Origin of the sequence: Bacillus sp. 005/A4HT-01/001, assembly GCF_004634445.1 — a bacterium.
Taxonomy (GTDB): Bacteria; Bacillota; Bacilli; order Bacillales; family Bacillaceae; genus Bacillus; species Bacillus altitudinis.
The window spans coordinates 410,128-436,277 of sequence record NZ_SEIZ01000002.1; the positions used below are offsets into that span (position 1 = coordinate 410,128).

At 37.4% G+C, this 26,150-nt stretch carries 33 protein-coding genes; 26 read left to right on the plus strand and 7 right to left on the minus strand.

What is annotated here, in order from left to right:
- Positions 1-22 precede the first annotated feature (22 nt).
- Positions 23-226 carry a hypothetical protein gene (locus ES896_RS20295; RefSeq protein ID WP_240504444.1) on the plus strand — a complete coding sequence of 68 codons (204 nt, stop codon included), beginning with the start codon at positions 23-25 and terminating at the stop codon, positions 224-226.
- Entirely contained in the window at positions 227-442 is a 216-nt protein-coding gene (locus ES896_RS20300; RefSeq protein ID WP_240504445.1) for a class I SAM-dependent methyltransferase, read from the plus strand. It abuts the gene before it with no gap.
- 1,532 nt (positions 443-1,974) lie between these two features.
- Here the strand turns inward: ES896_RS20300 and ES896_RS07670 are convergent.
- The 3 genes from ES896_RS07670 to ES896_RS07680 are packed head-to-tail and all read right to left on the minus strand — an operon-like array spanning position 1,975 to position 4,963.
- Positions 1,975-3,198, minus strand: coding sequence for a hypothetical protein (locus ES896_RS07670; RefSeq protein WP_135226665.1), 1,224 nt, complete (start codon positions 3,196-3,198; stop codon positions 1,975-1,977).
- Positions 3,186-4,595: a hypothetical protein gene (locus tag ES896_RS07675; protein WP_135226666.1), complete on the minus strand. Its 1,410-nt coding sequence runs from the start codon at positions 4,593-4,595 to the stop codon at positions 3,186-3,188. Before ES896_RS07675 ends, ES896_RS07670 begins: the two co-directional genes overlap by 13 nt.
- 2 nt (positions 4,596-4,597) lie before the next feature.
- Positions 4,598-4,963, minus strand: a complete 366-nt coding sequence (locus ES896_RS07680) for a histone-like protein (protein ID WP_081114976.1) — start codon at positions 4,961-4,963, stop codon at positions 4,598-4,600.
- A gap of 356 nt (positions 4,964-5,319) precedes the next feature.
- On the opposite strand from ES896_RS07680, the gene ES896_RS07685 reads away from it, so the two are divergent.
- The 3 genes from ES896_RS07685 to ES896_RS07695 all read left to right on the plus strand — a co-directional run bounded on the left by ES896_RS07685 (position 5,320) and on the right by ES896_RS07695 (position 8,772).
- Positions 5,320-6,069: a glucose 1-dehydrogenase gene (locus ES896_RS07685; protein ID WP_081114536.1), complete on the plus strand. Its 750-nt coding sequence runs from the start codon at positions 5,320-5,322 to the stop codon at positions 6,067-6,069.
- Between the two features lie 371 nt (positions 6,070-6,440).
- On the plus strand, positions 6,441-7,661 hold the full coding sequence (locus tag ES896_RS07690; protein WP_135226667.1) for an MFS transporter: 1,221 nt from the start codon (positions 6,441-6,443) through the stop codon (positions 7,659-7,661).
- Between the two features lie 70 nt (positions 7,662-7,731).
- A complete protein-coding gene (locus tag ES896_RS07695; RefSeq protein ID WP_017358082.1) occupies positions 7,732-8,772 on the plus strand; it encodes a 2,3-butanediol dehydrogenase in 1,041 nt (346 codons plus the stop codon).
- Positions 8,773-8,813: 41 nt separating this feature from the next.
- Here the strand turns inward: ES896_RS07695 and ES896_RS07700 are convergent, their stop codons facing one another.
- The 4 genes from ES896_RS07700 to ES896_RS07715 are packed head-to-tail and all read right to left on the minus strand — an operon-like array spanning position 8,814 to position 11,880.
- Positions 8,814-9,527 carry an amino acid ABC transporter permease gene (locus tag ES896_RS07700; RefSeq protein WP_008342619.1) on the minus strand — a complete coding sequence of 238 codons (714 nt, stop codon included), beginning with the start codon at positions 9,525-9,527 and terminating at the stop codon, positions 8,814-8,816.
- 12 nt (positions 9,528-9,539) lie between these two features.
- Positions 9,540-10,238 carry an amino acid ABC transporter permease gene (locus ES896_RS07705; protein ID WP_008342617.1) on the minus strand — a complete coding sequence of 233 codons (699 nt, stop codon included), beginning with the start codon at positions 10,236-10,238 and terminating at the stop codon, positions 9,540-9,542.
- Positions 10,235-11,095, minus strand: coding sequence for an amino acid ABC transporter substrate-binding protein (locus ES896_RS07710; protein ID WP_135226668.1), 861 nt, complete (start codon positions 11,093-11,095; stop codon positions 10,235-10,237). Before ES896_RS07710 ends, ES896_RS07705 begins: the two co-directional genes overlap by 4 nt.
- Complete coding sequence (locus ES896_RS07715; protein WP_135226669.1) at positions 11,092-11,880, minus strand: amino acid ABC transporter ATP-binding protein; 789 nt, start codon at positions 11,878-11,880, stop codon at positions 11,092-11,094. The genes ES896_RS07710 and ES896_RS07715 overlap by 4 nt, the downstream gene beginning before the upstream one ends.
- A 120-nt stretch (positions 11,881-12,000) precedes the next feature.
- Here ES896_RS07715 and ES896_RS07720 point away from each other — a divergent pair, with 120 nt between their 5' ends.
- The 21 genes from ES896_RS07720 to ES896_RS07820 all read left to right on the plus strand — a co-directional run bounded on the left by ES896_RS07720 (position 12,001) and on the right by ES896_RS07820 (position 26,147).
- Entirely contained in the window at positions 12,001-13,170 is a 1,170-nt protein-coding gene (locus ES896_RS07720; protein ID WP_135226670.1) for an acyl-CoA dehydrogenase family protein, read from the plus strand.
- Positions 13,171-13,268: 98 nt separating this feature from the next.
- Positions 13,269-14,075 (plus strand): BPU family class D beta-lactamase, encoded by an 807-nt coding sequence (blaBPU, locus tag ES896_RS07725; protein WP_135226742.1) that lies wholly within the window; start codon positions 13,269-13,271, stop codon positions 14,073-14,075.
- A 141-nt stretch (positions 14,076-14,216) separates the two neighbouring features.
- The gene (locus ES896_RS07730) at positions 14,217-14,684 is read left to right on the plus strand and encodes a hypothetical protein (protein WP_225310441.1); all 468 of its coding nucleotides are present in this window, start codon (positions 14,217-14,219) and stop codon (positions 14,682-14,684) included.
- A 137-nt stretch (positions 14,685-14,821) separates the two neighbouring features.
- On the plus strand, positions 14,822-15,478 hold the full coding sequence (locus ES896_RS07735; protein ID WP_135226671.1) for a hypothetical protein: 657 nt from the start codon (positions 14,822-14,824) through the stop codon (positions 15,476-15,478).
- Positions 15,479-15,532: 54 nt separating this feature from the next.
- Positions 15,533-16,291, plus strand: a complete 759-nt coding sequence (locus tag ES896_RS07740) for an Imm26 family immunity protein (protein WP_048003295.1) — start codon at positions 15,533-15,535, stop codon at positions 16,289-16,291.
- Positions 16,292-16,338: 47 nt separating this feature from the next.
- Positions 16,339-16,581 carry a DNA-binding protein gene (locus ES896_RS07745; protein WP_046526837.1) on the plus strand — a complete coding sequence of 81 codons (243 nt, stop codon included), beginning with the start codon at positions 16,339-16,341 and terminating at the stop codon, positions 16,579-16,581.
- 65 nt (positions 16,582-16,646) lie between these two features.
- Positions 16,647-17,030, plus strand: a complete 384-nt coding sequence (locus ES896_RS07750; protein ID WP_080987804.1) for a DUF2750 domain-containing protein — start codon at positions 16,647-16,649, stop codon at positions 17,028-17,030.
- A gap of 24 nt (positions 17,031-17,054) precedes the next feature.
- Positions 17,055-17,684, plus strand: coding sequence for a hypothetical protein (locus tag ES896_RS07755; protein WP_041090861.1), 630 nt, complete (start codon positions 17,055-17,057; stop codon positions 17,682-17,684).
- Between the two features lie 56 nt (positions 17,685-17,740).
- Positions 17,741-18,349 carry a hypothetical protein gene (locus tag ES896_RS07760; RefSeq protein WP_135226672.1) on the plus strand — a complete coding sequence of 203 codons (609 nt, stop codon included), beginning with the start codon at positions 17,741-17,743 and terminating at the stop codon, positions 18,347-18,349.
- 23 nt (positions 18,350-18,372) lie between these two features.
- Positions 18,373-19,056: a DUF7003 family protein gene (locus ES896_RS07765; RefSeq protein WP_135226673.1), complete on the plus strand. Its 684-nt coding sequence runs from the start codon at positions 18,373-18,375 to the stop codon at positions 19,054-19,056.
- Positions 19,057-19,095: 39 nt separating this feature from the next.
- Entirely contained in the window at positions 19,096-19,572 is a 477-nt protein-coding gene (locus tag ES896_RS07770; RefSeq protein ID WP_017358069.1) for a hypothetical protein, read from the plus strand.
- 47 nt (positions 19,573-19,619) lie between these two features.
- On the plus strand, positions 19,620-20,018 hold the full coding sequence (locus tag ES896_RS07775) for a YxiG family protein (protein ID WP_135226674.1): 399 nt from the start codon (positions 19,620-19,622) through the stop codon (positions 20,016-20,018).
- A 59-nt stretch (positions 20,019-20,077) separates the two neighbouring features.
- Positions 20,078-20,425 carry a YxiJ family protein gene (locus ES896_RS07780; RefSeq protein WP_056705333.1) on the plus strand — a complete coding sequence of 116 codons (348 nt, stop codon included), beginning with the start codon at positions 20,078-20,080 and terminating at the stop codon, positions 20,423-20,425.
- Between the two features lie 18 nt (positions 20,426-20,443).
- Positions 20,444-20,821 (plus strand): hypothetical protein, encoded by a 378-nt coding sequence (locus ES896_RS07785; protein ID WP_135226675.1) that lies wholly within the window; start codon positions 20,444-20,446, stop codon positions 20,819-20,821.
- 53 nt (positions 20,822-20,874) lie between these two features.
- On the plus strand, positions 20,875-21,744 hold the full coding sequence (locus tag ES896_RS07790; protein WP_135226676.1) for an alpha/beta hydrolase: 870 nt from the start codon (positions 20,875-20,877) through the stop codon (positions 21,742-21,744).
- 71 nt (positions 21,745-21,815) lie between these two features.
- On the plus strand, positions 21,816-22,172 hold the full coding sequence (hxlR, locus tag ES896_RS07795) for a transcriptional activator HxlR (RefSeq protein WP_012010675.1): 357 nt from the start codon (positions 21,816-21,818) through the stop codon (positions 22,170-22,172).
- 337 nt (positions 22,173-22,509) lie between these two features.
- The gene (gene hxlA, locus ES896_RS07800; RefSeq protein ID WP_007501390.1) at positions 22,510-23,142 is read left to right on the plus strand and encodes a 3-hexulose-6-phosphate synthase; all 633 of its coding nucleotides are present in this window, start codon (positions 22,510-22,512) and stop codon (positions 23,140-23,142) included.
- On the plus strand, positions 23,139-23,696 hold the full coding sequence (gene hxlB, locus ES896_RS07805; RefSeq protein WP_057079286.1) for a 6-phospho-3-hexuloisomerase: 558 nt from the start codon (positions 23,139-23,141) through the stop codon (positions 23,694-23,696). The genes hxlA and hxlB overlap by 4 nt, the downstream gene beginning before the upstream one ends.
- A gap of 148 nt (positions 23,697-23,844) precedes the next feature.
- Positions 23,845-24,570 carry a DsbA family oxidoreductase gene (locus ES896_RS07810; RefSeq protein WP_135226677.1) on the plus strand — a complete coding sequence of 242 codons (726 nt, stop codon included), beginning with the start codon at positions 23,845-23,847 and terminating at the stop codon, positions 24,568-24,570.
- Positions 24,571-24,664: 94 nt separating this feature from the next.
- Entirely contained in the window at positions 24,665-25,120 is a 456-nt protein-coding gene (locus tag ES896_RS07815; RefSeq protein ID WP_202394234.1) for a MarR family winged helix-turn-helix transcriptional regulator, read from the plus strand.
- A gap of 10 nt (positions 25,121-25,130) precedes the next feature.
- Entirely contained in the window at positions 25,131-26,147 is a 1,017-nt protein-coding gene (locus tag ES896_RS07820) for a serine hydrolase domain-containing protein (RefSeq protein ID WP_205687765.1), read from the plus strand.
- Positions 26,148-26,150: the final 3 nt, after the last annotated feature.

Below are 26,150 nucleotides of genomic sequence, written 5' to 3' on the forward strand. Positions count from 1 at the left end.
TATTTCAAAGGGGAGGAATCAGATGAATTCAGATCAGGCCAAAAGAAGAGTGGTAGAACAATTTGGGAGAAATGCAAAAAAGTATGTGGCAAGTCAAACTCATGCAAAGGGAGCAGACCTGGATCTAATTGTTGAATGGACAGCTCCAAAAGAAAGCTGGATCGTACTCGATATAGCAACAGGTGGCGGGCATCCCGCAAAAGCACTAGCCCCATATGTGAATTAAGTGTTTGCGACGGATTTAACGAAAGAGATGCTTTCGAATACATCACTTCATTTGAAAGCGTATCCACAAATTTTTTATGTAGTAGCGGATGCGGAAAACCTTCCTTTTTTAGATGGCACATTTGATATGGTCACATGCCGAATTGCAGCACACCATTTCCCGCACCCTGATCAGTTTGCCAAAGAGGCATCTCACGTATTAAAGTTTCTTTATTGATAATGTTTCACCAAATGATGAAGAGCTTGCACTATTTATCAATCAGCTGGAACGATTGAGAGACCCAAGTCATGTCTCCTGTTTATCTACAGAACAATGGCGGGAATTGTTTTTAAAAGAGGGAATAAAAGAAGTAAGATCAATGGAACAAAAAAACGTTATCCTTTTTAAGAATGGGTCAAGCGAACAACGAAAACTTTAAAGGAAGAAGAGAACGTTACAAAATACATGATAGATGCTAACGAGAAAATAAAGCAATATTATAGATTGAAAATGACAGAGGATCAAATAGAATCAATAGAGGTAGATGACTGGATCGCACTTTTCAGGAAAGAATAAAAATGTTTTAATCCCAATCAGAAATAGAAGAGTTAATAAAGGGGAGTTTTCATTATCACAGTTACAGATGTTGATGATATGTCGATTCTCTTAAATGTCGATTAAACTTTGCTGGACAAAGTAGGCTCATACATTTGTTAGGTGCTTGAATCCGCGTAAATTGATTTCAAAAGATTAATGTAAAAACTTACAAGAACACCTTGTAAGTTTTTTGTTTTCAAAATTTATAAAAGCATGTACTAATCTGTTGCATTCCGTAACATGTTAAAATGAACAGATTGGAAATATTGATTTTTAGTAGAATTTTGTATCACATATTATGACTGGATGGTATTTATTAAATGTGATTTATGTGGAGAACGATATAAAGAATAGAGGAGAGACATAGGTTGCTAAAAGTACATGACATTAATTTTGAGGAACAACAGGTATTAAAAGGAGTAACCTTTCACTTAAAAAAGGAGAATCATTTGGTTTATTGGTACCGAATGGTACGGGAAAGCCACATTAATTGGCAGTCTTTTCTTTATTATCAATGGGACAGAATTGTTTAAATGAATCCGTTGCTTTTTGCTACTGTGAGTGCATGGAGTTTATAACTATGTGAGAACAATAAATGCTGCATGTTGGATTACCTCACAATGTAAAAGGATGCCCTAGGTCATGGGATTCCTTCATTTTAGGTTCTATAAACAAATCAATAAAATTACATTGTTCAACTTCCATATACCCTTCTAGTGGACTTACAATTTCTATCCTTTCATTCATCCTTGCATACTTAACCTTATTAATTATCAACTTCAACAACTTGTTACTAATAAAGATTTGAAGGAAAGGTTCAAATTGGACACAAGTAAAACAATAATATTCAATAATTATAGCAGCCATTGGCTATTTTCTTTTTTGTTAGCATATGTTTTCACATGCTGTGAATTAGTGAGGTATTGAGCGGATGTTGAAAACTTCAAAACATAATTACGTAACTAATAAAACTCTTCTTTTATTATCCTATACATAATCTCACTCAGGAAGTCCTGTAATTTATTCATATTGAACTCCTCATATTAACTCAAATTGCAGTATCCTAATTAAAGACTTTTTATAATTCAACAAGGGTAGATAAATATATGCTACCCCTGCCTTTTTTAAAGATATTTAAAATTTCACTAGTTTTAATCCCATCAGAAAATTCTTTAACTGGGGCTAACTTTCTTATATTCTTTATTATATCTCTTTACCTTACTGTTTACATTTCTACTCCACGAAAAAAAATATAGTCTTATTTGAGGGTAAATTCCTATGAATAAAATGAGGACAATCATTACTATGGCTGAAATAAAATGAGTGTACAATAACCACTTAGAATTTATTACTTTATCCACCTTATTAGTAAACAAGATTTTCCCAGAAGAAATGAGACTTGGGATAAAAGTTATAATATAAGCAAGAATAAATTTAAAATCTTTAGCAAAGTTCATACTCTTCCGATATTTATTCTCCGAATATACTTGCACTTTTTTTTCAACCAGCTGATTCATTTTATTAATATGGAATGTTATTAAATCATTAGATTTTTTTAAACCATTGATAAAGGTGTGAAACTCTATCCTACTTTGATTTTCTACAATAAAAATTTTTTGTTCTCTAAGAATATAAACTTCTCTAATCATTTCCTCGGGTAGTGAATAGTCAATACTTTCAGGTCGAAAATATTTTGAATTATAAGAAGGGCTATAACCTAGCTTTTCTAAATAAGTTTTTATTACAGATTTGAATCCTTCTAATTCTGTTGATTCTAAATGAGGTGGGATGTTTATGTAATTAAAGTTCCTATTAGATAAAAGCTTACCTTGTTGTTTTAAATGTTGAAAAAAAGCATTTGCTGAGGATTGATTAGCAATTGGTTCATCCCAATAGATAACTTCTTCAAATAATTTTTGATTAATATTGTTTATAAAAGATATAAATAATCCATTTGTTTCTGAAAAATTTTCATTTACAATAAATTTAATTTGTATTTTAGAATCCGTGTCAACGTCAATTTCTATATAAAAATAGCCATCTTTTTTCAAAATGTCTATCTTTTGACTAATACTTTCAGCGGCTAAATAATAAACAGAATTAACCCAAGTACGAATTAAATTTTCCTCGTCAATAGATAAGTGATCGCTTTCATAAAAAGATACTTCCTCAAGACTTCCTTCAAATTTTGTTTTGGGAATTGATACTTTTCTTACTTCAATTATTCCTTTAAGTCTTAATTGAAGTAAATCCTCCTTATCAAACCAATCAAAATTCTTTATATTATCCAAGCTAACATTTAATGAGTTTACATCATCACATTCACTATAAGCTAGTAATCGATCTATAAACTTTATCTCGCTTGTTGAATAGAATTCGACATTTAAGTTTGACATTTTAACCATTCCTCATAACTATCTATAATTTTAACTCCATCTCCATTAGACTCCACTACAAGACTATGTAAGTAGTTAAGCATATATAACGCTTTTTCATCAGACTCGCTTTTATTTAACCCTTTGTTCAAAATCATAAACTTAGACCAAACTTCGATAAGTTCATTATAACGTGAGACAGTTTCATTCCCAAAAGTTTCTTGAGGAATATGTTTAAAATTGTCAGATTTTATTAACTGTATTCCGATATTGAAAATTATAGTAGTAACCAACTTTAGTTCTTTTAAAATTAAGTTACGTTGAATATGAGTAGTAATTAGATTCTCGATCTCGACAACAATTCTTTTAATTTTTCTCTTTCTTAAAGCTTCAAGGCTTCCTCGATTAATCTGTTTGATAAAAGCATCAAGTTGTTCATTATAATCGTTATAATAGTTTTTTGTGAAAATTACCCAATCTAAATCTAAAATAATACTATCTAAAACTTCTGGTGTAACAAATGTTTCAATTTGAATTTTACCATCACCATTTAATTTTACAGTACAATTATGATTATGAATAACAGCCGTCATAGTCAATTCATAAATCTCTAATTGGGAATCACCAACAAATTTAACAAAGGGATTTTCTTGGTTTCCTTGATTCAATCCGTATATATCTATCCTTAAATCATCTTTAGTAGAAGTAAACTTTGGAGAAGAAACTTGACCATTTAAACGAAGATTAATCATTATTAATTGTGCCTCGTCTAAATTCACTTCATAAAATCTTGGTGAATGCCCTTTAAACAAGAGGTGAATAATTGAGAGTGCATTTTTGGTATGTGTAGCTGTCCCATGAGGATTGAAAACTGCTACTATTCCTGTATTAATATACAATCTACATTCGATATGTATAGTTTTGATTTCTTCAGCTGGGATTGCCAAATCGGTATTAATAAATACTTGTTCCAATTTAAATTTGAAGTCTATTTTATTGCTACTAACTTCAGTTGCTTCAAGATAGATATCATCATTTAATCCTTGAGATAAAGAGTCTATTTCTTTAATATTTTTAGAATTATTAACGATATCTTCCATTCTGTTTTCTATATCATCTAACAAAGTAAAATTGAAGTCCTCTAAAACAAATAATTTAACGTTTAACCGATCTCCCTTTCTTCCATAAGCGTTAAAGCATTTTTTCATTTCTCTTATTAATTTAGATTCATCTCCTGTACATGCAGCTAAAAGACCTCTATAGCAGTTTCGTTTATTAATTTCAGGGTCTTCATCTTCCCCATCGGACACATATGCAGCATATTCTTTAAAAACTTTTATGAAATCTTCTGCAAATATTCTTTCTTCCATCTCTTTAATAGAATAACTCTCTCTAAAGAAGAAGGTTTTAGATGCCATGGTTAATCCTCCATATGCCTCAATACTGATTTTCTAGCAATGTCTCTTAGTTCTAATTTTTGTGCATCTAATTTATCAACAATTTCCTCAATAAAAACATGAGGTTTCATTAATTCCTCGTAAGCTTTCTCCAAATCATCAGAATTAATAGTAAGTCTTTGAGCCTCTCTTGATAACTCTTCCGCTCTCCGAAATAAGATTATAGTCAGTTGTTCTAACTGTCCCATTAGGACTTCTTTCGCTTCAGATGTTATCCTAGTATTTTCATTTTTTGAAAACGATTTAATAAATCTAGTCACTGTAGTTCTTCTTGTTAATCTTAATTCTTCATTATCATCTACTTCAGACTCAGTTTCTTCTTTAGACATTGATTATCACTCCAATCTAATATCTTCTTAATTGTTAATAAAATTATACCAAATACAAGAAAATTTGCGACATTTTTTTGTTTAGAGTTTAACAATTCAAGAATACAATTTACATTATCCACCAAGGAATAGTAGGTAGACTTATGTTAGATTCCTAATGGTTTTATCTAAGTTTATTTATTCAATATTAAATAACAAATGAGAGAAAAAGTAGCTCAGGCCCCTGCCTTCTTGTTGTTTCATTATTCCGCCCCTCTATTGCTCTCAATTGTGATAGAGGGTTTTTTATTCATGCATACTCCTCAAAATGGTATGATAGACGACAACATCTCATGAGAGAAAGGATAGGATAAACGATGAATTTTCACAATAAAACAGTCGTTATTACTGGCGCAGCCAATGGAATTGGTGAATCGATCGCGTATGGTTATGCGAAAGAAGGGGCGCGTGTCGTGCTTGCGGATATTGACGAAGAGAAGGGCAAGCGTTTGGAAGATCAGCTGAAAAAGGAGTCCTTTGAGGCTTTTTTTAAAAAAACGGATGTGAAACGAGAGAAGGATATTCAAGACATCATGTCGGCTGCTGTGGCTCGTTATCAAACGATCGATATTCTCATCAATAATGCAGGGGTTATGTGTACAAAATCGCCTTATGAGCTAACGGTTGATGAGTTTGATCATGTGCTGCATACAAACCTACGAGGTGCTTTTTTATGTGCAAGGGAAGCGGCACGTTATATAAAAGAGAATCAATCAGGCGGTTCTATCGTTAATATCTCATCCACTCGCGCGACCATGTCAGAACCAGATACAGAAGCGTATGCTGCATCAAAAGGCGGGATATCAGCACTTACTCATGCGCTGGCTGCTTCTTTTAGTCAGGATCACATAACAGTAAACAGCATTTCCCCTGGGTGGATTGAAACGAAGGATGAGAAAAATTTGCGAGAAATTGATCATCAGCAGCACCTTTCCAATCGAGTAGGAACGCCAAAGGATATTGTCAAAGCTTGTTTTTATTTAACAGATGAAGACAATCAATTTGTGACAGGAACAGATTTGGTTGTTGATGGCGGTATGACTAGAAAAATGATTTATGCGGATTAACATGAAAAAACATTGACGTCTTGACGGAGGCGCAGTACAATATAGAACAATTCAGCTGAAGATCGTGATGAAAAAAAGATAAAGCGCAAATAGAGAAGAGTATGTAATGGCTGCCTCACACAGAGAACTCCGTGAAGCTGAGAAGGAGCTGGGAAGCGTTACAGAACCAAGCCTCTTAGCTCTGCACCGGATTCATTGTGATGGTGGTGCAGCGGTATTCTCCCGTTATAGAGATGGGTTAGCGATAACCTGCTAAGGTTCATCTGGTAACAGGTGAATGAACTGAGGTGGCAACGCGGAGTCAATCCCGTCCTCAAGACAGAAATGTCTTGGGGGCGGGATTTTTTTATGACAAAAAGGAGGGCACTACGATGAAAAAACATTGGCGGGATATGAGCATGTTACTTGGAGCGATTGGTATTGCGAACATAGGAGAATGGATTTATATGATTGCTCTACATTTGCTGATTTTTCAGGAAACGGGCTCCGTTCTTGCTGTAACAGCCGTCTATATGTTAAGACCTGTCTCGGCTCTTTTAACAAATAGCTGGTCTGGTAGTTTAATAGATAGACTGAATCAGCGGAATGTCATGATCAGTCTAGATCTATGTCGGGCCATTCTGATTGCTTGTTTACCCTTTGCCTTATTTTCAGGCCACTTATTGATCGTATATTTGATGCTATTTCTCATTCAAATGGCACAAGCCATGTTTCATCCAGCTTCGATGGTGTATATGACAGCACTAATCCCGGCGGATAAACGAAAACGATTTAATGCCATTCGATCTTTGCTTCAGTCTGGTGGATTTTTACTCGGACCCGCCGTAGCAGGGTTGCTTTTTCTCATTGGTACACCAGTCCTTTCAATTTATGTAAATGCAATCTGCCTTTTGATATCTGCTGTTTTGACGATGTGTTTACCGATTTTGTCAAAAGCAGACGGGGCACAAAAGGGCTTTTCTCTCTCGGTATTAAAGGAAGATGCAAAACTTGTCTTTCATTTCAGTCTCACATCCCGTCAAGTGATGGCCGTGTATTTATTATTTAGTGCTGCCATCACGGTGCTGCCGACTGCAATTGACTCACTTGAAGCAGCTTTTGCAAAGGAAGTGCTGATGTTGTCCAATACCGAATATGGGTTTCTTGTCAGTGTAGCTGGAGCAGGGATTATCGCAGGGGCGTGTCTCAATACGGTCATTGTCGAAAGGCTGCCTATTTCAGTCATGCTTGGTGCGGGGAGTTTGTTTGTGGCTTTTGGATACTTGATCTATGCTTTTTCGAACACATTGACTGTCGCAGCAGCTGGCTTTTTTGTTCTCGCTTTCTTTTTAGCATTTGCAAACACCGGTTTTATGACTTTTTATCAAACGAATATCCCGGTAGAGGTCATGGGGAGAGTGGCAAGTTTTTATGCATTATGTGAAGCAGTTCTGACGATGATCATGACAGGAATATGCGGCGTATTGGCGCATGTGTTATCGATACGTACTTCTGTCATAATTGGCTGCCTATGTATGCTTCTTATTTGTCTGTTGCTATGTTTTGTCATTTTTCGTCCATTGACTGTCAAAAAAATAGTGCATCTTACTTAGAAAATTAAAAAAATTATGTTATCATTATTTAAGTAAGTTAATTAAATTGATGAGAAAAGGAGTCTTACAAATGAAAGCACTACGCTGGCACGATCAAAAGGACATTCGACTAGAGGAAATTGACGAACCAACAGTTGCTCCAGGAAAAGTGAAACTGAAAGTAAAATGGTGCGGCATTTGTGGTAGTGATTTACATGAATATTTAGGCGGGCCGATCTTCATTCCTGTGAATGAACCTCATCCACTTACAAAAGAAAAAGCACCCATTACACTGGGACACGAGTTCTCTGGTGAAGTTGTAGAAGTTGGAGAAGGCGTGAGTAATTACAAAGTAGGCGATCGAGTGGTTGTTGAACCTATTTTTGCAACTCACGGGCACCAAGGTGCTTACAACTTAGATGAAAACATGGGCTTCTTAGGACTTGCTGGTGGCGGTGGAGGATTCTCTGAATATGTATCTGTCGATGAAGAATTACTTCATTTGTTACCAGACGAAATTTCATATGAGCAAGGTGCACTTGTTGAACCTTCTGCAGTTGCTTTATATGCCGTTCGTTCTAGTAAAGTACAAGCTGGGGATACAGCAGCTGTGTTTGGCTGTGGACCAATTGGTTTACTTGTCATTGAAGCATTAAAAGCAGCTGGTGCTACTGACATTTATGCAGTGGAATTATCAAAAGAGCGCCAAGAAAAAGCAAAAGAACTTGGAGCGATCATTGTAGATCCTTCTCAGTATGAAGATGTTGTTCAAGAAATCGCACGCCGTACAAATGGTGGAGTCGATGTTTCTTTTGAAGTGACAGGTGTACCTGTTGTATTGAAGCAAGCAATCCAATCAACTAGAATTTCAGGTGAAACAGTCATTGTAAGCATTTGGGAAAAAGGCGCAGAAATTATGCCGAATGACATTGTCATTAAAGAACGTACAGTCAAAGGAATCATCGGCTACAGAGATGTTTTCCCATCTGTATTAAACTTAATGAGAAAAGGCTATTTCTCTGCAGACACACTCGTCACGAAGAAAATCAAGCTGGACGATGTGATCGAAGATGGCTTCCATGCATTAATCAATGAAAAAGATCAAGTGAAAATTTTAGTCAGTGCTGAATAAGTAGGACGAAAAAGAGAATGGCATCTGCCATTCTCTTTTTTTTAACGTCCAAGAGATTTTCCGTACACGCTGACTCGTTTCTCTAACAAAGCAAAAGCGAGTTCAAAGAAAATACTAAGCATCCAATAGATCAAAGCAGAGACCAGATACGTTTCTAAAAACTTGTAGCCATCATTTGCAATGATGCGCGAGATTCCCATGATTTCCAGTACACCAATTGTAAACGAAAGGGATGTGGCTTTTAACAGCTGAATGAGCTGATTCCCTAGGTTTGGCAGGGCAACCACAAACGCTTGCGGTAAAATAATGCGAATCATCGCCTGTCTGGTGGTCATGCCAACGATTTTCGCCGCTTCAAGCTGCCCTCTGTCTACTGCAAGAAGTGCGCTGCGGACCACTTCTGTTAAATGTGCGGCTGAATGCAGGCTGAAGGTGATAAGGGCAACGGTAAGCGGGGAGACCATATCCGGGTGAAAGGTCAACCCAAAAGTGCTATTCATTTTGGTCAGAACAAATGGAATGCCATAAAAGAAAGCAAACAACTGAACAATGAGAGGTGTTCCTCTAAAAAATGAGACATAGAGCGTGACAAGCTGGCGGAGCACAGGGATACGAAAGAGGCGAATGAAAGCAAAAACAGATCCAATCAAAAGGCTCACAGCCATAGAAACAAGTGCAATCAATAAGGTAAAGGGAACGCCTTTTAGAATATGTGGTATTTGGTCAATCGCAAATGATATATCAATGGTTTGCATCAAATCGCCTCCTTAGCGTGACAGGCTGGTGCGGCCTTTCACAAATTTTCTTTCCAGTAGCATCGTGATCAGTTCAATACTGATGCAAATCAGCCAATACACAATTGCAATGATGACGTACACTTCAAACATCCCTATCCCGTAGTTATTGCCTAGGATGATTTTGACCTGTCCCATCATATCAATGAGTCCGATTGTAAATGCAATGGCGGTATCTTTCACGAGATCAATGGTGTAATTTCCGAGGTTCGGAAGTGCAATGAGAAAGGCTTGCGGAATAATGATCCTCATTAATGCCTGCGTATCTGTCATCCCAACAATGTAAGCTGCTTCAAGCTGATCTTTCCCAACAGAGGAATATGCACTGCGAAAGACTTCAGATAAATAAGCGCCCGTATGTAACGAGAATGTGATCATCACAAATAACACACGATCCCAATGATTGATTTGAATTCCGGCCATGAGTAAAAGCTGAGGCAGGCCAAAATAAATCAGAAATAACTGAACAATGAGCGGTGTACTTCGTGTAAATGACAAATAAATGACCGCCAATTGTTTCAGCACTGGAATTTGTTTGATTCGAATGCAAGCAAACAGCAATCCGATGATGATGGCAAAAAACAATGACACCACAATCATAAGAAATGTGAGTGGCAGACGATCAACCACTTGTAAAAAGATTCTCAGCCAATCTCCAGCTGTAAACGTCATGGCGCTTCCTTCCTTTCTTCATATTGATAGCCTTGCTCTGATATATAGTCAATATCTTGAAAGAAATCAACGCCAAACCATTTCTTCGCAAGGTCAGGTAATGTTCCGTCTTTTATCATCTCTTGTGTCACTCGGTCCAATTCTGCTGCTAGTTTCTTTTGACTAGGCTGTAAGACAAGATAAATAGGTTCCTTTGAGACAATGCCGCCCACTTTGACTTTCAGGTGAAGATGTTTTTGAATCGTATCAAAGGTTGAAATATTCATAAAAGCCGCATCGGATCGTCCACTTTCGACTCGTTTTAAATTGAGTTCGTTTGAAGGACTTTCAATGGTTGTGAGCGGAATTTTTCGATCATGTTCTTCATTATATTGATTTAATATGGAACGAAGGCCACCGCTAGGACTGATGGGAGCGAGCTTTTTTGATGTCATATCGTCTAGAGATTGAATATCTTGCTCTGATTTATTCACAATTAAACCTGTCATCGAATAGCCATATGGCACCTTAGGATAAAGAAAGCGTTTTTCACGTTCAGGATTACTGAAAAACCAATTAGCCGCCATTTCAAATTTCCCAGCGCCGATCCCAATTAAATTGGATTCTTCCTCGCCAAAGATATAATCAAAATGAATATGTGGCAAACGTTTCTCGACTTCATTTAAATAATCGATGTTATAGCCAATCGGCTCGTTGCGGTCATTTGTGGCTAAAAAAGGCGGATTGACTTCTGCGCTTAGTGCAACTTTGACAATTTGTCTGCCATCATCTGTTGTTGTTTTCACACTGCTGCAGCCAATGAGAGAGAGGAGAAACAGAAGGATACTAGCGGCAGTGAATAAAGTCTTGCGCTTCATCTGTCTTCCTCCAATCCTTGCCACATCCCGCGATGAATTCTTGATAAAAATTGTTTCGTCCGTTCATGCTGAGGCTTCATCAGGACGTCTTCTGGTGAGCCTTTTTCAACGATTTCCCCATCTGCCATAAAGATCACTGTATCCGCTACATCCTTTGCAAACGAAATTTCATGCGTCACAATGACCATCGTCATTCCTTGGCTCGCAATATCTTTCATCATTTCAAGGATTTCTCCGACCATCTCTGGGTCCAGTGCGGACGTCGGCTCATCAAATAAAAGCACCGCAGGATTCATGGCAAGCGCACGGGCAATTCCGATTCGCTGCTGTTGACCGCCGGATAATTCACTTGGAAACGCATCTTTTTTATGAAGCAGCCCAATTCGCGTTAACAATTGCTCTCCGATTTTTTCTGCCTCTTTTTTAGACATGTTTTGAGACACAATCAATCCTTCTGTGATGTTTTCAAGTGCTCGTTTATTTTGAAACAAGTGATAATGCTGAAACACCATAGACGATTGCTGTCTGAGTTCTAGAAGATCTTTTTTTCGATATTGTTCAAATTGAATCGTGGCTTCTCCAACTGTCAGCGTTCCTTTGTCTGGGATATCAAGGCTGTTTAAACTGCGGAGAAGTGTTGTTTTTCCTGATCCGCTCGGTCCAATAATGGCGACCACTTTACCTTCTTGTACGGTGAAATCAATTCCTTTTAACACATGAGTTGACCCATAGGATTTATGTAGATTAGTAGCAGAAATCATAAAAGCATCACGTTCCTTTGACATATGTACTTAATATTGATAAAATTTAACACATTAAATCCTATAAGTAAAGTGTGTTTTAATAATACCTATTGGATAAATCGGATATGATAGATTGCGAGAAACAGAGGAGTTGGATACGTTTTGTCTAAAGCATTATTTGTCGATACAGATTTTCAAAAAAATTGGCTAAATCAACTAGAATCCCTTCGTGAAACGATCGAACATTCTGCAAAAGAACATGATGAGGGTGCCTATTTTCCTAAACAGAATATCGAATCATTAGTAGAACTGGGCTATACAACGTTGTCTCTGCCTGTTGAGTACGGGGGCGGGGGTCAATCTGTAAAGGATATGGTCCTTTTTCAAGAAACGCTAGGAAGTATGGATGGAGCAACTGCCTTATCGATCGGCTGGCACCAAGGAGTTGTTGGTGAAATTTATGAAAAGAAACTATGGAATGAGAAGCAGCTGCAATTTTTTGCTGAAGAAATCAAAAATGGGGCTCTTGTGAACCGGGCCGTCAGTGAGGCGCAGACAGGGAGTCCAACAAGAGGAGGCAAACCTGGAACAACTGCAACGAAATCAGGAGATCATTGGGTGATCAATGGCCGGAAAACATTCACAACGATGTCACCAGCACTCACATACTTTCTCGTCGGTGTATGGATCGAAGAAAAAGAAGCGATGGGCTTCTTCTTAATTCACCGTGATACAAAAGGTGTTTCTATAGAAGAAACGTGGGATGTTGTTGGCATGAGAGGAACAGAGAGCCATGATTTAATTCTAGATCAAGTGGAAGTCCCAGATGACATGTTGGTTGAAGTGCAAAAAGGACCTCGGGGCGGTATGCTGAATCCTTGGATCGCACATATCCCTTCCTGTTATTTAGGGATTGCGCAAGCGGCAAGAGACTATGCTGTTCAGTATGCCATCACCCATTCACCGAACAGTATTAGCGGAACGATTAGCGAACTGCCAAATGTCCAAACACTGATTGGCGAAATTGATTTACTACTAAAGCAAGCACGCCATGTCATCTATTCAACGACAACATTGTATGAGCAGCCAGAGAAAAGAGAGCTGTTAATCAATGAATTCGGTGCTGTGAAGCATACAGTCGTCAATCATAGTCTGCAAGTGGTCGATAAAGCCATGCGTTTAGTCGGTGCAAAAAGCTTAAGCCTTAGCTGCCCGCTTCAACGTTACTATCGAGACATTCGTGCTGGCCTTCATAACCCACCAATGGACGATATGACAATTTCAAAAATTGCAAAGCAAGCGATTGAAGAGAAAAAATGGAACGTACAATAAACAGAAAGCCGGATAAAACCGGCTTTTTTTATTTGGCAGAAAAGAGGACAAGCGTACCTTATGTCTTATCGCTCAACATGCTAAAATCGATACAAATCATGGGAAAAGGAGCGGTTTTTTTGAAGAAGCATATAAAATGGCTATTTTCCACTATTATGCTGATGGCACTTTTTATCGGCCAACCTTCATCAAGCGAAGGAACATCACCATCGTGGTCAGTAGATGAATTTTTGAAAGATCGGGAAGGCACATTTGTGATTCAAGAAGTAAAAGAAAAATCACCATGGGTGTATAACAAAAAAAGAGCGAACAAGCGCTTTGCACCACAATCAACGTTTAAAATAGCAAATGCCTTAATCGGACTTCAAACTGGCGCAGTTAAAGATGAATACGACATCAAATATTGGGACGGAGTAAAAAGAGAGATTGATAACTGGAATAAGGACCATACACTGGGCTCTGGCATGAGAGATTCAGTCGTCTGGTATTATCAAGCCATGGCGCGTGACATCGGGGAAGAACGGATGAGCCATTGGATAAAAGCCATTCATTATGGGAATCAAGACATATCTGGCGGAATCGATCAATTTTGGCTAAGCAGTACATTACGCATTTCTCCAGTAGAACAAGTTCATTTCCTTAAACAGCTATATGAAGAAAGTCTCCCATTTGACCTATCGGTTATGAGAACCGTCAAGCGAATGATGATACAAGAAGAAGAAAAACACGCCACGTTATACGGAAAAACAGGCTCCGGATCAGGAATCGGCTGGTACGCAGGCTTCATCAAACATGAAAACAAAACCTACATCTTCACCACAAATATAGAAGGAACCGGACTAGAAGCAAAAGAAATCACCTATCGTATTTTGAAAAAATATCATTTGATAGAAGCATCCGTTTAGGGTGCTTTTTTTATGAGTGAATTTGGGGATATATTGATAAAAAGATGATAATTGGGTTAGTTTGAAAGTATGGTATATTTATAGAAATATATTGAAGTGAAATAGTAATCATTATCTTAACAACTATAGGCAATGCAAGAGGTGAAAAATTTGAAAAAAATTAAATTGAATACTTTGACCAAAGAATTTATCGCAGATATCGAAAAAGAAATAACAAAAATCGCTTTGAATATAGTGAATGAAAAACAAATAGATTTTAGAGATTTAGGGTTAACAATCAATGCTGCATTTGGACGATTCGGATATGGGAAGAAATTTAGCGGGAGAGAAGTTCATGTTTCAGATTGTTTTAAAGCAGGTTATCATTCATCCATATATTTTTCAGTAGATTATCTAAATGGCGAAGAGTTTCATGATGGTGATGAGGGAGATGAAGGTTATTGTATAGACCATCTTGATATCTGGGATTGTGTATCAAATAATCTGATCAGCAAAAAAGGATATTTAATTGCATTTGAAAATGAAGTGGATTTGCGAGGAATTATTATACAACTAGTTAATGAATTGTACAAAGAAGCAACAGAAATTCTTCAAATTCTAAGGAGCTAATATTTTAAACTAGCTATATTTAGAAGGGAAGAAAGGGCATTTTAATGGGAATGAGATAGAGCATTTACACCTAAGAAAGCAAGTTTTGAAAAAAGAGTGAGCAAACATTCACAATCTTATTAGGAGGCTTACAAGAAGTGCATTTGAAAAATATACAATTAATGTCAGGTGAAGATCGTGGGAACTTAGCCAGCCAATCCCTTTGTATGACTGAAATGTTTTTATACGAATTAGAAAAGAAATTTCAAACGAAAGATTGTGAGGCTATTGTTTTGATATGTGGGTCTTTTAAAGACTACAAATTAATTAGTACTTTAAAAGATGAACCAGACATCTTATTTTTAAAAAATACGTACGTGCTGGAAGTACCCTTCCGTTACAGTGAATTTGAAAATGCAACAAATAAGAAAAAGATCTTAGCAGATACTTTGGAAAAAGCGATACTCTATCTGTGTGAACTGAAAAATTGGGACAGTCAGCTAGTCAAAGCGACATTTAAGAAAATGAAAGAGAAGGAATATAAAGCGGAGATTAAAGGGAGAACAAAACTAAGTCCCGATAAAAAAAGAAAAGCTTACCCACTTATCGAATTAGATTTAAAACAGTTTACTCTTTATCTTGTAGTTGAAGACAATAAAAGAAATATCTTAGATAAAAAATTAATTGCAAAAACCGATACTTATTTAGAAGAAATTTCCTATCATATGAGAGAGCTTAAGTGGTTAACGGATCATGAAGTGGCACTTTTCAAACGTGCACATAAAACAGTTTATACAAGTATACGTTTATCGTGATAAAGCAAAATGAGAATAACATAAAGAACACAATATATAAAGGGGGTATTCTAAATGGGCTTTTGGGAAGAAGTACATAAGAAAAAGAACATCATAATTGGTGATGATGGATTAGATATTTTTGAAGAAGCGATTGAACAATTCTATGAAATGACTGAGGAACATTTGAAGAGAAAGCCAACGATTGATGAGATGCTTTTGACAATTATGATGGCTTTAAACAATGGAGGTAGTCACTATTTTGATGATTTAAACGACAAAGAAGTAACGGATATTAAAATAACAACTAAAAAAGTAAAAACTTTAAGTAAAGTAGAACCAGGAGCTATATTTGAACTCCCATTAAAAGAAGTTGGGAAATTGAGCTATGCTTTGATCATTTCGGGTGAGGGGAAAAATCAATATGATGATATTTTAATCCAATACTATGATTTGTTTGTTGATGAAAGAATAGAAAAAAATGAGTTAAAACAATTGATAAAAAAAGAGAAAGGACTATTCGTTGCAAATACAGGCCTGACAGGCTTTTTAAGTGGTTCATGGAAAGTCATCACAAAAATAAATCAAGATTTTATAAAAGAAGAGGATCTTCAAAATCTGAAATTCGTGGAATACCGAGATGGAAATTATTATGTAAGCAAGGGTAAAGAAGGTCACGATGCACCTGTTAGGTCCTTAGAGGTTGCTGATCCAAAAACCGCTAAAATGATATTTAACCCGATTGGTATGCTTGGCGAATACACTATTATAAGCATTCTTTCATTATATTTTAAAGGTATGTCAATGGAGGATATTATTAAATATGAAATATAGGCAGTTTACAGCGTAAAATGAGTTTTGAGAAAGGAATGGTGTAATAAATGGCTGAACCAAAAATGCTAGACTGTTTAAATAAAATACGAAATGTCTTAAAGGGGACGATCACAAGAGAACAAGTGTCTGATTGGGCTGAAATTTACGTTTCTGCAGACGATCCAGAAATAGACGATGATCAAGTTTGGGATATGCTGATTCTTTTAAGTGGAATTGATTTGAAAGATTCACCTAATTCTTACTTACATCCTGTAGATGATTTGAATGACTGGTTAGAAGAATACAAATAGTTCCTATATATGAGCTTGCTAAATTCTTATGATTAAGCCCATTTATAAATAAAAGGAGTGACGCAATGTCCATGCATCCGAAAGAATTAGAAACCACCGTCCAATTACCTGCGAAAAAGCGTTATGACTATTTCATCAAAAAGATTGTTGATTTTGAAGAGGTTTGGTCATTAAGAAACGAGAAGGGGTGGGTGATGTCAGAGGATGAACATCGTGTACCGCAGCTTCATTTTTGGCCGACAGAGGAACATGCCGCTTATTGTGCGATCGACCAATGGGAAAAAACAGTGCCAGAAATGATTGATTTAGACGATTTTATAGAAGAGTGGCTGCCGGGAATGTTAGCAGATGGAATCAATCCGTCCATTTTCTATAATCGAAATAATTCGGTGTCAATTGAAATTCAAACATTAAAAGAAGATATAGAGGAAGAATTAAAAAACTACTAGTTCGACAAGAGTGGAGGTAGTTGTTTGAAACGGCTTGAAGACTTATTTATTCGTTCAGAAAAAGAGTTCAAATTCTATCAGAATTTAGTAGACCATGTGTTTGAAACAAATAAAGAGCTGCCACAACAAGTTTTTCGTAAGACATTTGATTGTTTTTTGTTTCAAGAGTTTGATTGGGCATTGAGTGATGATATTTTACCAACCATAAAAGAGTTATCAACTGTTACACAAGATAGAGAATTTTTGACTGCAGTCCTTCAACCAGATCCAATTGATTATTATTTGAAGGAATTTGGTTATTATCATTGGCTGAAAGCGAGTGTGAACATTTCAGGTGAGGATTATGTAAATGCACTATGGATGCACCCAAAAGGTTCCATAGCGGATAATATAATCACGAATTCGAATATAGTTGTCTGGTTAGCTCATTCTTTGCAGTGGGCGATTTGGGCAGATAGAGATATGGAAATTTGTATCATAGGAATGGTATCAACAAAAGATTCTGTGAAAAATAGGTTATTAAAAGAAGGGTGGAAACCAATGGATCACCCTGTTTTAGCAAATTGGTTTGAAGGATTATTGAAGGATCAAAAAACATTCAATGATTATTACACTCAAATGCTCTCTCATTATGCGTCATGTTACAAGCGGTGAAATGGATTATTAATGACTGATGATAGACTTACCCGAAGATATGAAAGGAGCATAAAGTGAAACATTTGTTTATATCCGATCCAAAAGAATTTGAACATGTTCTATCGTTTGTTCATTCGCTCATTCACAGTACGAAGACATTCCCTGATCAAGTGTTGAAAACGAAAACCCCTCATTATTTATTCGAAGAATTCCATTGGTTGTTATCAGATGATGGTTGGGAAATGTTAAAAGGTTTAGCTTTGAATCATCATGATGACTATATACTCATGGCTGTATTAGATGAGCAGAAGAGCATGGATGATTATTATCATGATTTTGGTTATTATCCTTGGGTGAAAGTACCGTTAAACCTTACTCCAAGTGATTACCTCGATCTCTTAACGGATTATCCGATAGAGAGTGTAAATAATAGCATAATGGATATTGCTTCACGTGTGATATGGGTTTCCCCTTCTGCGAAATGGATCATTTATGGCGACAGAGGTTATGAGATAGGAGTACTAGCGATTCTTCAATTAGAACAAATGAATAAACAATTGTTAAAAACGTGGAGAATTTTAGATGAGATTGTATTAGGCTGGATTTCAGTTGTATTTCCGAATCAAAAACTTCCTGATGATTTTAAAAAAGAACTGATTCGAAATTATACAAACGTAGAATGAAATAACTTCATAAGGAGGAAGACATGAATCAAATAGACAGTGTGTTATCTATACTAGATGAGTCTTTTCTAAATAAAGAGTTTCCATTATTAGATAATGGGAACTTCGATTTTGCCAAAGGGAAGCTTTCTCTATTTACTAGAGAGGAAAATTGGCTGATCACGATTCAATTATTCGGTTTATCGAAGCTAGGACCGTCTATTGATTTTTTTGCGATTGGTCATGATTTGAAGAATGGATCAATCAATTTTCTACTGGATGAGCTTTTTGATTTCGTGGATCATCATCATGAAATAATAGATGATGATGAGATAGAACATGGGTTCACAAAGCATCCTTTACGGATTAGATTAAATGGAGACTATTTTCATGTTCAAATACCAGAGTCATGCCAAGCTGATGTAACAGAGGAAAATGAATGGATTACTTTGTTAAGAGAAATGGCCAAACATCAAGATTTGCTGGATAGTTTATGGATGACAGATCAAGAACAATTTGACATCGTTCAGCATGTATATGATAAACCGCTCTACACAACTGAATCATGGTTTCATCCAGAAACGCATAGCCAACTCCCTAGTCAATCTCCTTTTTTTCAATCGGTTGCGAAGAGTTTGATCTATCAAGATCCAACATGCATTGTAAATATAAACACGAACACTGACTGGAGATTATGGTCAGATTTTGATACTGTGGAATATTTTTAGTTTCGTCTGATGTTTTAAATCGGTGAGGTGGAGCAAGTAATGAGAATCGTATTAGCAAAAGAGGAAAATCTATTCGAAGTAAATGAATTAATAAAGAAAATCAATTTAAACGTAGAAGAGTATCATTGGGTCATAAGTGATGTGACACTCCCAATGCTTCATGATCGGAATAATCAATCTCATTCAGAAGTCATGCCGGATTATACGGATTTTTTATTTCTGAAGGGTGAACATTTCAAAAAATTCTTACATGACTATTCTTATTCTTTTATTTTCGCTGTTTTGACCGCATTGCCTCGTCATATAGATCATTTGAATATTATTTCAATACCTCAAATTGAAGATAATGAACGATATTGGAACGTAAATTATACACCCGTTATCCCTCAAGCCGTGTTTGAAATCGGATTTTTTGATTCGACAGATGTTATTTTTACAGGAGATCAGAAAATCTTAAGCGAATTTCGAAAAAAAGCGGACTTTATTTCATTTGAAGAATATTTACAAACTCCGTGACACGATAAGAATAGAGTTCATCCTGAAAAAATAGGAGAGTGAATGAGATGTTTAATAGTGTACAAAAATGGATCGATTATCTAGATGGGGGTTGTAATGTACTCGGAGTCACATTTGATTTGTTTCATAAAGAATTAATACTGAGCGTAAAAGTATCAGAATTAAATAAAGTTACTCAACATGAAATACGATTTATGAATATGGCGAGTCTTTATTATAATGGGGGTGAAGGTAATGATAGATTTGAAGAATTGATACAAGAAGAGATGAATTGGCAAATTTTTGAATGTAGTTACCATCCTAATGGGATAGGGAACCTTAAAAATGTACTTCTTGAAGAATTTGATTCAAATACAAATTTTCTATTTAACATCAATGGGATGTTACTCGCAATAGAATCGAAAAACGTATGTTTCGATTCACAAGAATTTATTTGCAGTTTATAGGAAGATCTCATTAGCGTCTAAATAAGAATTAAAAACAATGAGAGATTGAGGAAAAAACCATGAGAATCAGCCGTGATAAACAAGGTTTATTCGATGATGTAAAACAACGTTATCAATACTTATTAGATTTATCTTATCCAGATGAAATCGTCTCTTTTGAAGAGGAAACTGGTATATGTTCAGATGATTTTTATATGTTTTTTTCACTTGTTGCAGGCAGCTTAAGTTATGTGGTCGATCATAAACGAATACCGAAAAAACAGTTAAACGTGCTGCGTCAGTCATTTGAAGAGCAATATCCCCAAATCAAATCGTATCAAGAGATCCTTGAATCATATCCTTTACTGCACTCCTATGTTCAATACCATGAAGAAACAAGAAAACAAATCATTGCACTTCTACAATAACCTCTTGGAGGACAAACGATGACATGGTTTTTAGATGAAAAAGTCCAGAAACAAATCCCTGATTTCAATATCAACCATCTAAAGCAAATCAATGAATTTCACTACTTTAAAGAGTATAATGAACATTACGACTTGATCAACGGTATTCATCTACACATCCCATACGAATCTGCAACCCATAAAGCAGACATTCATCTGAAATTTACCAACGTCTCTTCTGTTCAAATCAAAGATTTGGAGTTAACAAACGATTCGTCTCTTTTTTTGAACATTCAACTTTTGGATAGAGGCTGGGAATATTTGAATTACTTTGTCGAAGATTATGAAGAACAGTATTTTTCTTTTTATTGTGAAACGATTCAAGTCATACAAGTCGTTTCAAATGAATCGGGCTAGTCTCTCTACATATGTGCGAATCATGCTTCCCCATCCCAATATAGAAAGGTGCAATGACATTGAATCGAATCATGAAATGGCTCTTATTTGCGGCGGTCATCGCTGGTTTATTGGTATGCGCATTCTTTGTGTTCCGTTTCAACCAGCCTAAGCCGACGACAAACATCCATTATGCAGACACACAAAACAAACAGCAAACACTGGATATATATATGCCAAAGGGAAAAGATGAAGACAAAAAGAAGAAGCATCCAGTCATGATCTATCTCCATGGCGGAGGCTGGACAGGCGGCGATAAGAATAGAGTCGCTTCAAAAGCTGATTATTTTACGGGTCAAGGGTATGTGTTTGTTTCAATGAATTATAGGCTTCACCCTGATGCCAACTTCGAGCAGATGGCAGATGATACGGCGAGCGCTATTAAATGGGTGAAGGATCATGCAGATGAATATCAAATCGATTCGTCAAAAATCAATGTCATGGGTCACTCAGCGGGCGGTCATTTGACGGCGCTGGTTGCCACAGATTCGACCTACTTGAAACGTGTGGGGCTGTCGCCAAAAACGATCAATTCCATTGTTGTTCTAGACGGACCGTTAAACCTCAATCAATTTATACAAGCTATCCCATCGTACAAAAAAGTCTTTGGCAAACAAGAGGAGAATTGGACAAAGGCATCACCGGTCACTTATATGAATCAAACGAATGTACCGCCTGTTTATTTGGTCACAGGCTGGGAAAACCCTGAGGTGTACCGATTTGCAGAAAAACTGAATCATGAGAAAGGCTCACGGTTTGTTTTTCGGGTTCATTCGCTGAGCCACAGTGATTTAAATAAATGGTTTGGATCTGACAGAGCGCCAAAAGAAGCGCAAGAGATGACGAAGGCTGTGATGGCTTTCGTCAAAAAACAAAATCAATAACAAAGACTGCATGCTAGGGCAATCCATTTTGCTGAAGTATATGATAAAGTGGTTTGAGATTAAAGGAGTGAATGTCGTTGTCATCACGAATGGAAAATAAAGTGTTCAATTGCGAAAAAGAGCTGACGCTGAATATTATCGGCGGGAAGTGGAAAATGCTGATCTTATGGCACCTTGGCAGAGAAGGGACAAAACGGTTTGGTGAGTTAAAGTCGTTAATGCCTGGGATTACGCAAAGAATGCTTGTCAATCAGCTAAGAGAATTAGAGGAAGATCATATTGTGCATCGGGAGGTTTATCCTGTCGTTCCGCCAAAGGTTGAGTACTCTCTCACAGAACTCGGAGAAAGCTTAATGCCGATTTTAGAGGCGATGTATGATTGGGGCAAACAATATCTCGACAGCAATTTTTTAAAGGATGATAAATAGAAAGACGATAGATGTAGACAAAGAGCTAAAATCATTTTATTTTAGCTCTTTGTTTTCTTTTCAGCGTGACTTGAAAACCTTTGCAGTTTAGGAAGGACGGTACTGGAGCGGCATCACAACACAGACTTGACACCGAATGCGAGGATTTGTCAGTACGTTTAGATACTGGTCGAAAAGACAGTGTCTTTTTTGTAACCATATGCGAAAAAGTATAGTATGTAAAAAAAAAGTGCGTACTTGGATTGCTTCCATCCTGTTGTTATACTCATTTCATCGTTCAAGAAGCCCTATTCACGGAGCTCTTGAAGATGAGATGAAAAAACGGGAGTGAACGTTCATGAAATTACAATTAGCGTTAGATTTAGTGAATATACCAGAAGCGATCGAGCTGATCAAAGAAGTAGAAGCGTCTATTGATGTGGTGGAAATTGGGACACCTGTTGTGATCAACGAAGGGCTTCGTGCTGTAAAAGAAGTCAAACAGGCGTTTCCGAATTTACGTGTGCTGGCGGATCTTAAAATTATGGATGCTGCCGGTTATGAAGTGCAGCAGGCATCTGAAGCTGGAGCGGATATCGTCACGATTCTTGCGGCAGCGGAAGATATGTCTATCCAAGGAGCGGTGAAGGAAGCAAAAGCAAGAGGGAAACAAATTTTAGTTGATATGATTGGGATCAAAGATATCGCCGGCCGTGCGAAAGAGCTGGATGAGCTTGGGGTAGATTATATTTGCGTGCACACAGGCTATGACCTGCAAGCGGTTGGTCAAAACTCATTTGCGGACCTTATGACCATTAAACAAGTGGTCAAACAGGCGAAAACAGCGATTGCAGGTGGTATTAAGCTTGATACGTTACCTGAAGTCGTCAAATTAAATCCAGATTTGATTATTGTCGGCGGCGGTATTGCGGCTCAAGACAATAAAGCAGAAGTGGCTGCGCAAATGAAGCAGTTGATTGCACAATCATGAAAATAAGTGACTATGTGAGAGCCATTCTAAGCGAGCTTTCTGAGCACTCGCCCGCTATTCAAGACGAACAATCAGAGCAGCTTGTCAAAAGCATTTTAGCGGCTCGAAAGGTCTTCGTCGCAGGGGCTGGCAGGTCTGGTTTGATGGGGAAATCGTTTGCGATGAGACTCACGCATATTGGTGTCGAAGCTTATGTGATCGGTGAAACGAATACGCCTGCTTTTACATCTGAGGATTTATTGATTGTAGGGAGCGGTTCTGGCCGAACAGAGACGCTGCTTGTGCTCGCGAAAAAGGCAAGGGGGATTGGCGGAAGCGTGGCGTCGTTCACGCTTTCAGCTGAGTCACCTATAGCTGATCTATCGGATGAAGTCATCTTACTTTCAGGTGCGCCAAAGGATCAACATGAAGGAAATCATCATACGATTCAGCCGATGGGCTCATTATTTGAGCAAACTTTGCTTCTTATGTACGATGCGGTCATCTTGAGATTGATGGAAATGAAAAAGCTCGACACCCATAAAATGTACGGTCACCATGCGAACTTAGAATAGCCGTGATGAAAACCTTTCCTTTTTTGAAGGAAAGGTTTTTTTAATACATGGTACTTAAAAAGAAGGATCACTTGACATATAGGATAAGATGTAACTATAATAGTTACATCTCAAAAGAAAAAACGTAAGCAACGGAAGGAAGATGAAGATGAAAGTGCAAATTTGGTCAGATATCGCCTGTCCTTTTTGTTATATAGGAAAAAAACAGTTGGAAACAGCGCTTGAGCAATTCCCTCATAAAGAACAGGTAGAAGTAGAGTTTAAAAGCTTTGAGCTTGATCCGCATGCACCTGTTGCAGTGGATTTTGATGTGCATGATATGCTTGTCAAAAAATATGGCATGAGCCGTAGCCGGGCCATCGCGATGAATGAACAGGTGAAACAGGCGGGCAAGGAGAAAGGAATCGATTTTCAATTCGATCCACTCGTTTTGACAAACACCTTTGATGCCCACCAGCTCGCTCAATATGCTGGAAAAATGGGAAAAGGCGATCTCGTCATGGGAGAGCTGTTTCAAGCGTATTTTACAGATGGAAAGCATGTTGGTGATCGTCAAACCCTTTTAGATATCGCAGAAAAAGCAGGCCTTGATCAGAACGAAGTACAGAAGGTTCTAGACGGGCAAGAATTTGCAGACGATGTGCGAGAAGACGAAAAAGAAGCAAGACAGCTCGGGATTTCTGCTGTGCCTTTTTTCTTGATCAATGATCAATATTCGGTTGCTGGTGCACAGCCAGCAGATACGTTCCTTCGTGCACTTGAAACGGCTTGGACAGAAGAGGCAGCGCAAACGGAGAAAGCGGCTGATGCTTCATTTGAAGAAGCATGTGCAGATGGCGTATGTGCAGTGCCCTCGCCAAAAGAAGAATTATAATCGGCATTTTCCCTATCTTTGATAAAAGATAGGGATTTTTGTTGATTAATAATTAATACACCTTTATACTTAAGTTATCTTAATTATGAAGGTGATGACAGTGACATCCAAAACAACGATGATTCAAGAATTAAACCAAATCGAAGCGCGCATCCATCAAAAGCTCCGATTAGAGTTTGAAGAGTTATTTGTAGATGAGTTAACTGATAAGCAGCATATTGTCCTTGATTTCGTAGAGCGAAAAGGGGGAAGCTCACCTATTCAAATTGCTCAGCAACTAGGCATCACCCAAAGTGCTGTGAGCCAGTTGTTAAACACGCTTGAAAAAAAAGAATGGGTTCGCCGCAGCATCAACCCGCAAAATCGTCGAGAATTGCACGTTGAACTTTCTGAAAAGGCAAAGACGTACTTGGAGAATATGAGAAAGATAGAACTTGCGATCATTGAAAAATACTATTCAAAATTAAGCCTCGAAGAGATCAACACATTGACATCCATTTATACAAAGCTTGATCAATTGATTGTAGATCAAAATGAAGGGGAAGGATGATGATCCATTGATGATGCTCAAACAAGAAGTACAGCGAATTGCCTCTTCTTATACGGAGAAAAAGAAACAGGCACTGCTTGTGATCGGACTGATTCATCAAGGAGAAAGACATGTTTTTCATTTCGGAGATCACCCCATACGGCAGCGCGTCCAGCCTGAGGAGGTCATTTTTGAAATCGGCTCTATTTCAAAAGTCTTTACGACAAGTATATTGGCAAGCATGATTCAAAAAGGGCAGATGAAGCTAGACGATTCCATTTCACTGTATTGTCCTGAAATAAGAAAGAATCACCCCATTCAAATAGAACAGCTGGCAATCCATACGTCTGGACTTCCTTCATATCGTTTTCTCAGAGATTTACAACTAAGGTTCCTTCCAAAAGTGAGAAGAGATATGTACTGTCAATACTCCCTCGATGAATTAATGAAATTGTTACACTCGAAAAAATGGAATGAGCGAAAAGAATACCCATCTCGTTACTCCAATGTAGGGATGGGACTCCTCGGGTTGATCATGGGATGGTCTCTTCACAAAACATATGAAGAGCTGCTGACTGAATATATCGTGGATGAGCTGAAACTATCGAACACCTTTATTACGATCAAGGAGGAGATCCAAGAGAAGATGATCCTCGGTCATCAAGAGAATGGAAAAGAGGTTCCTCCGCTTCAGATGCATGACTATCAAGGGGCTGGTGCGATTCGGTCGACGGTCACTGATTTGCTTTCATTTCTCTCTGCACATATGAGTGCAGACGCCGCTTCTCCATGGAAAATGACCCACGAGCCAAAGGTGAAGATAGGTAAAAACATGTCAATGGGACTCGGGTGGGTCATAGATGATACGGGATTGATTTGCCATAATGGTGCCACTTCTGGTTTCTCCAGCTTCATGGGCTTCCGCCCACATTCAAAAACAGGAGTGGTCGTCTTGTCTAACTATCGCAATCGTATCACGCAAGACTCTCCCGACCGAATTGCTTATGACGTGATGAATATGCTTGAACAAGAGCCTAAAGCCAAATGAGCC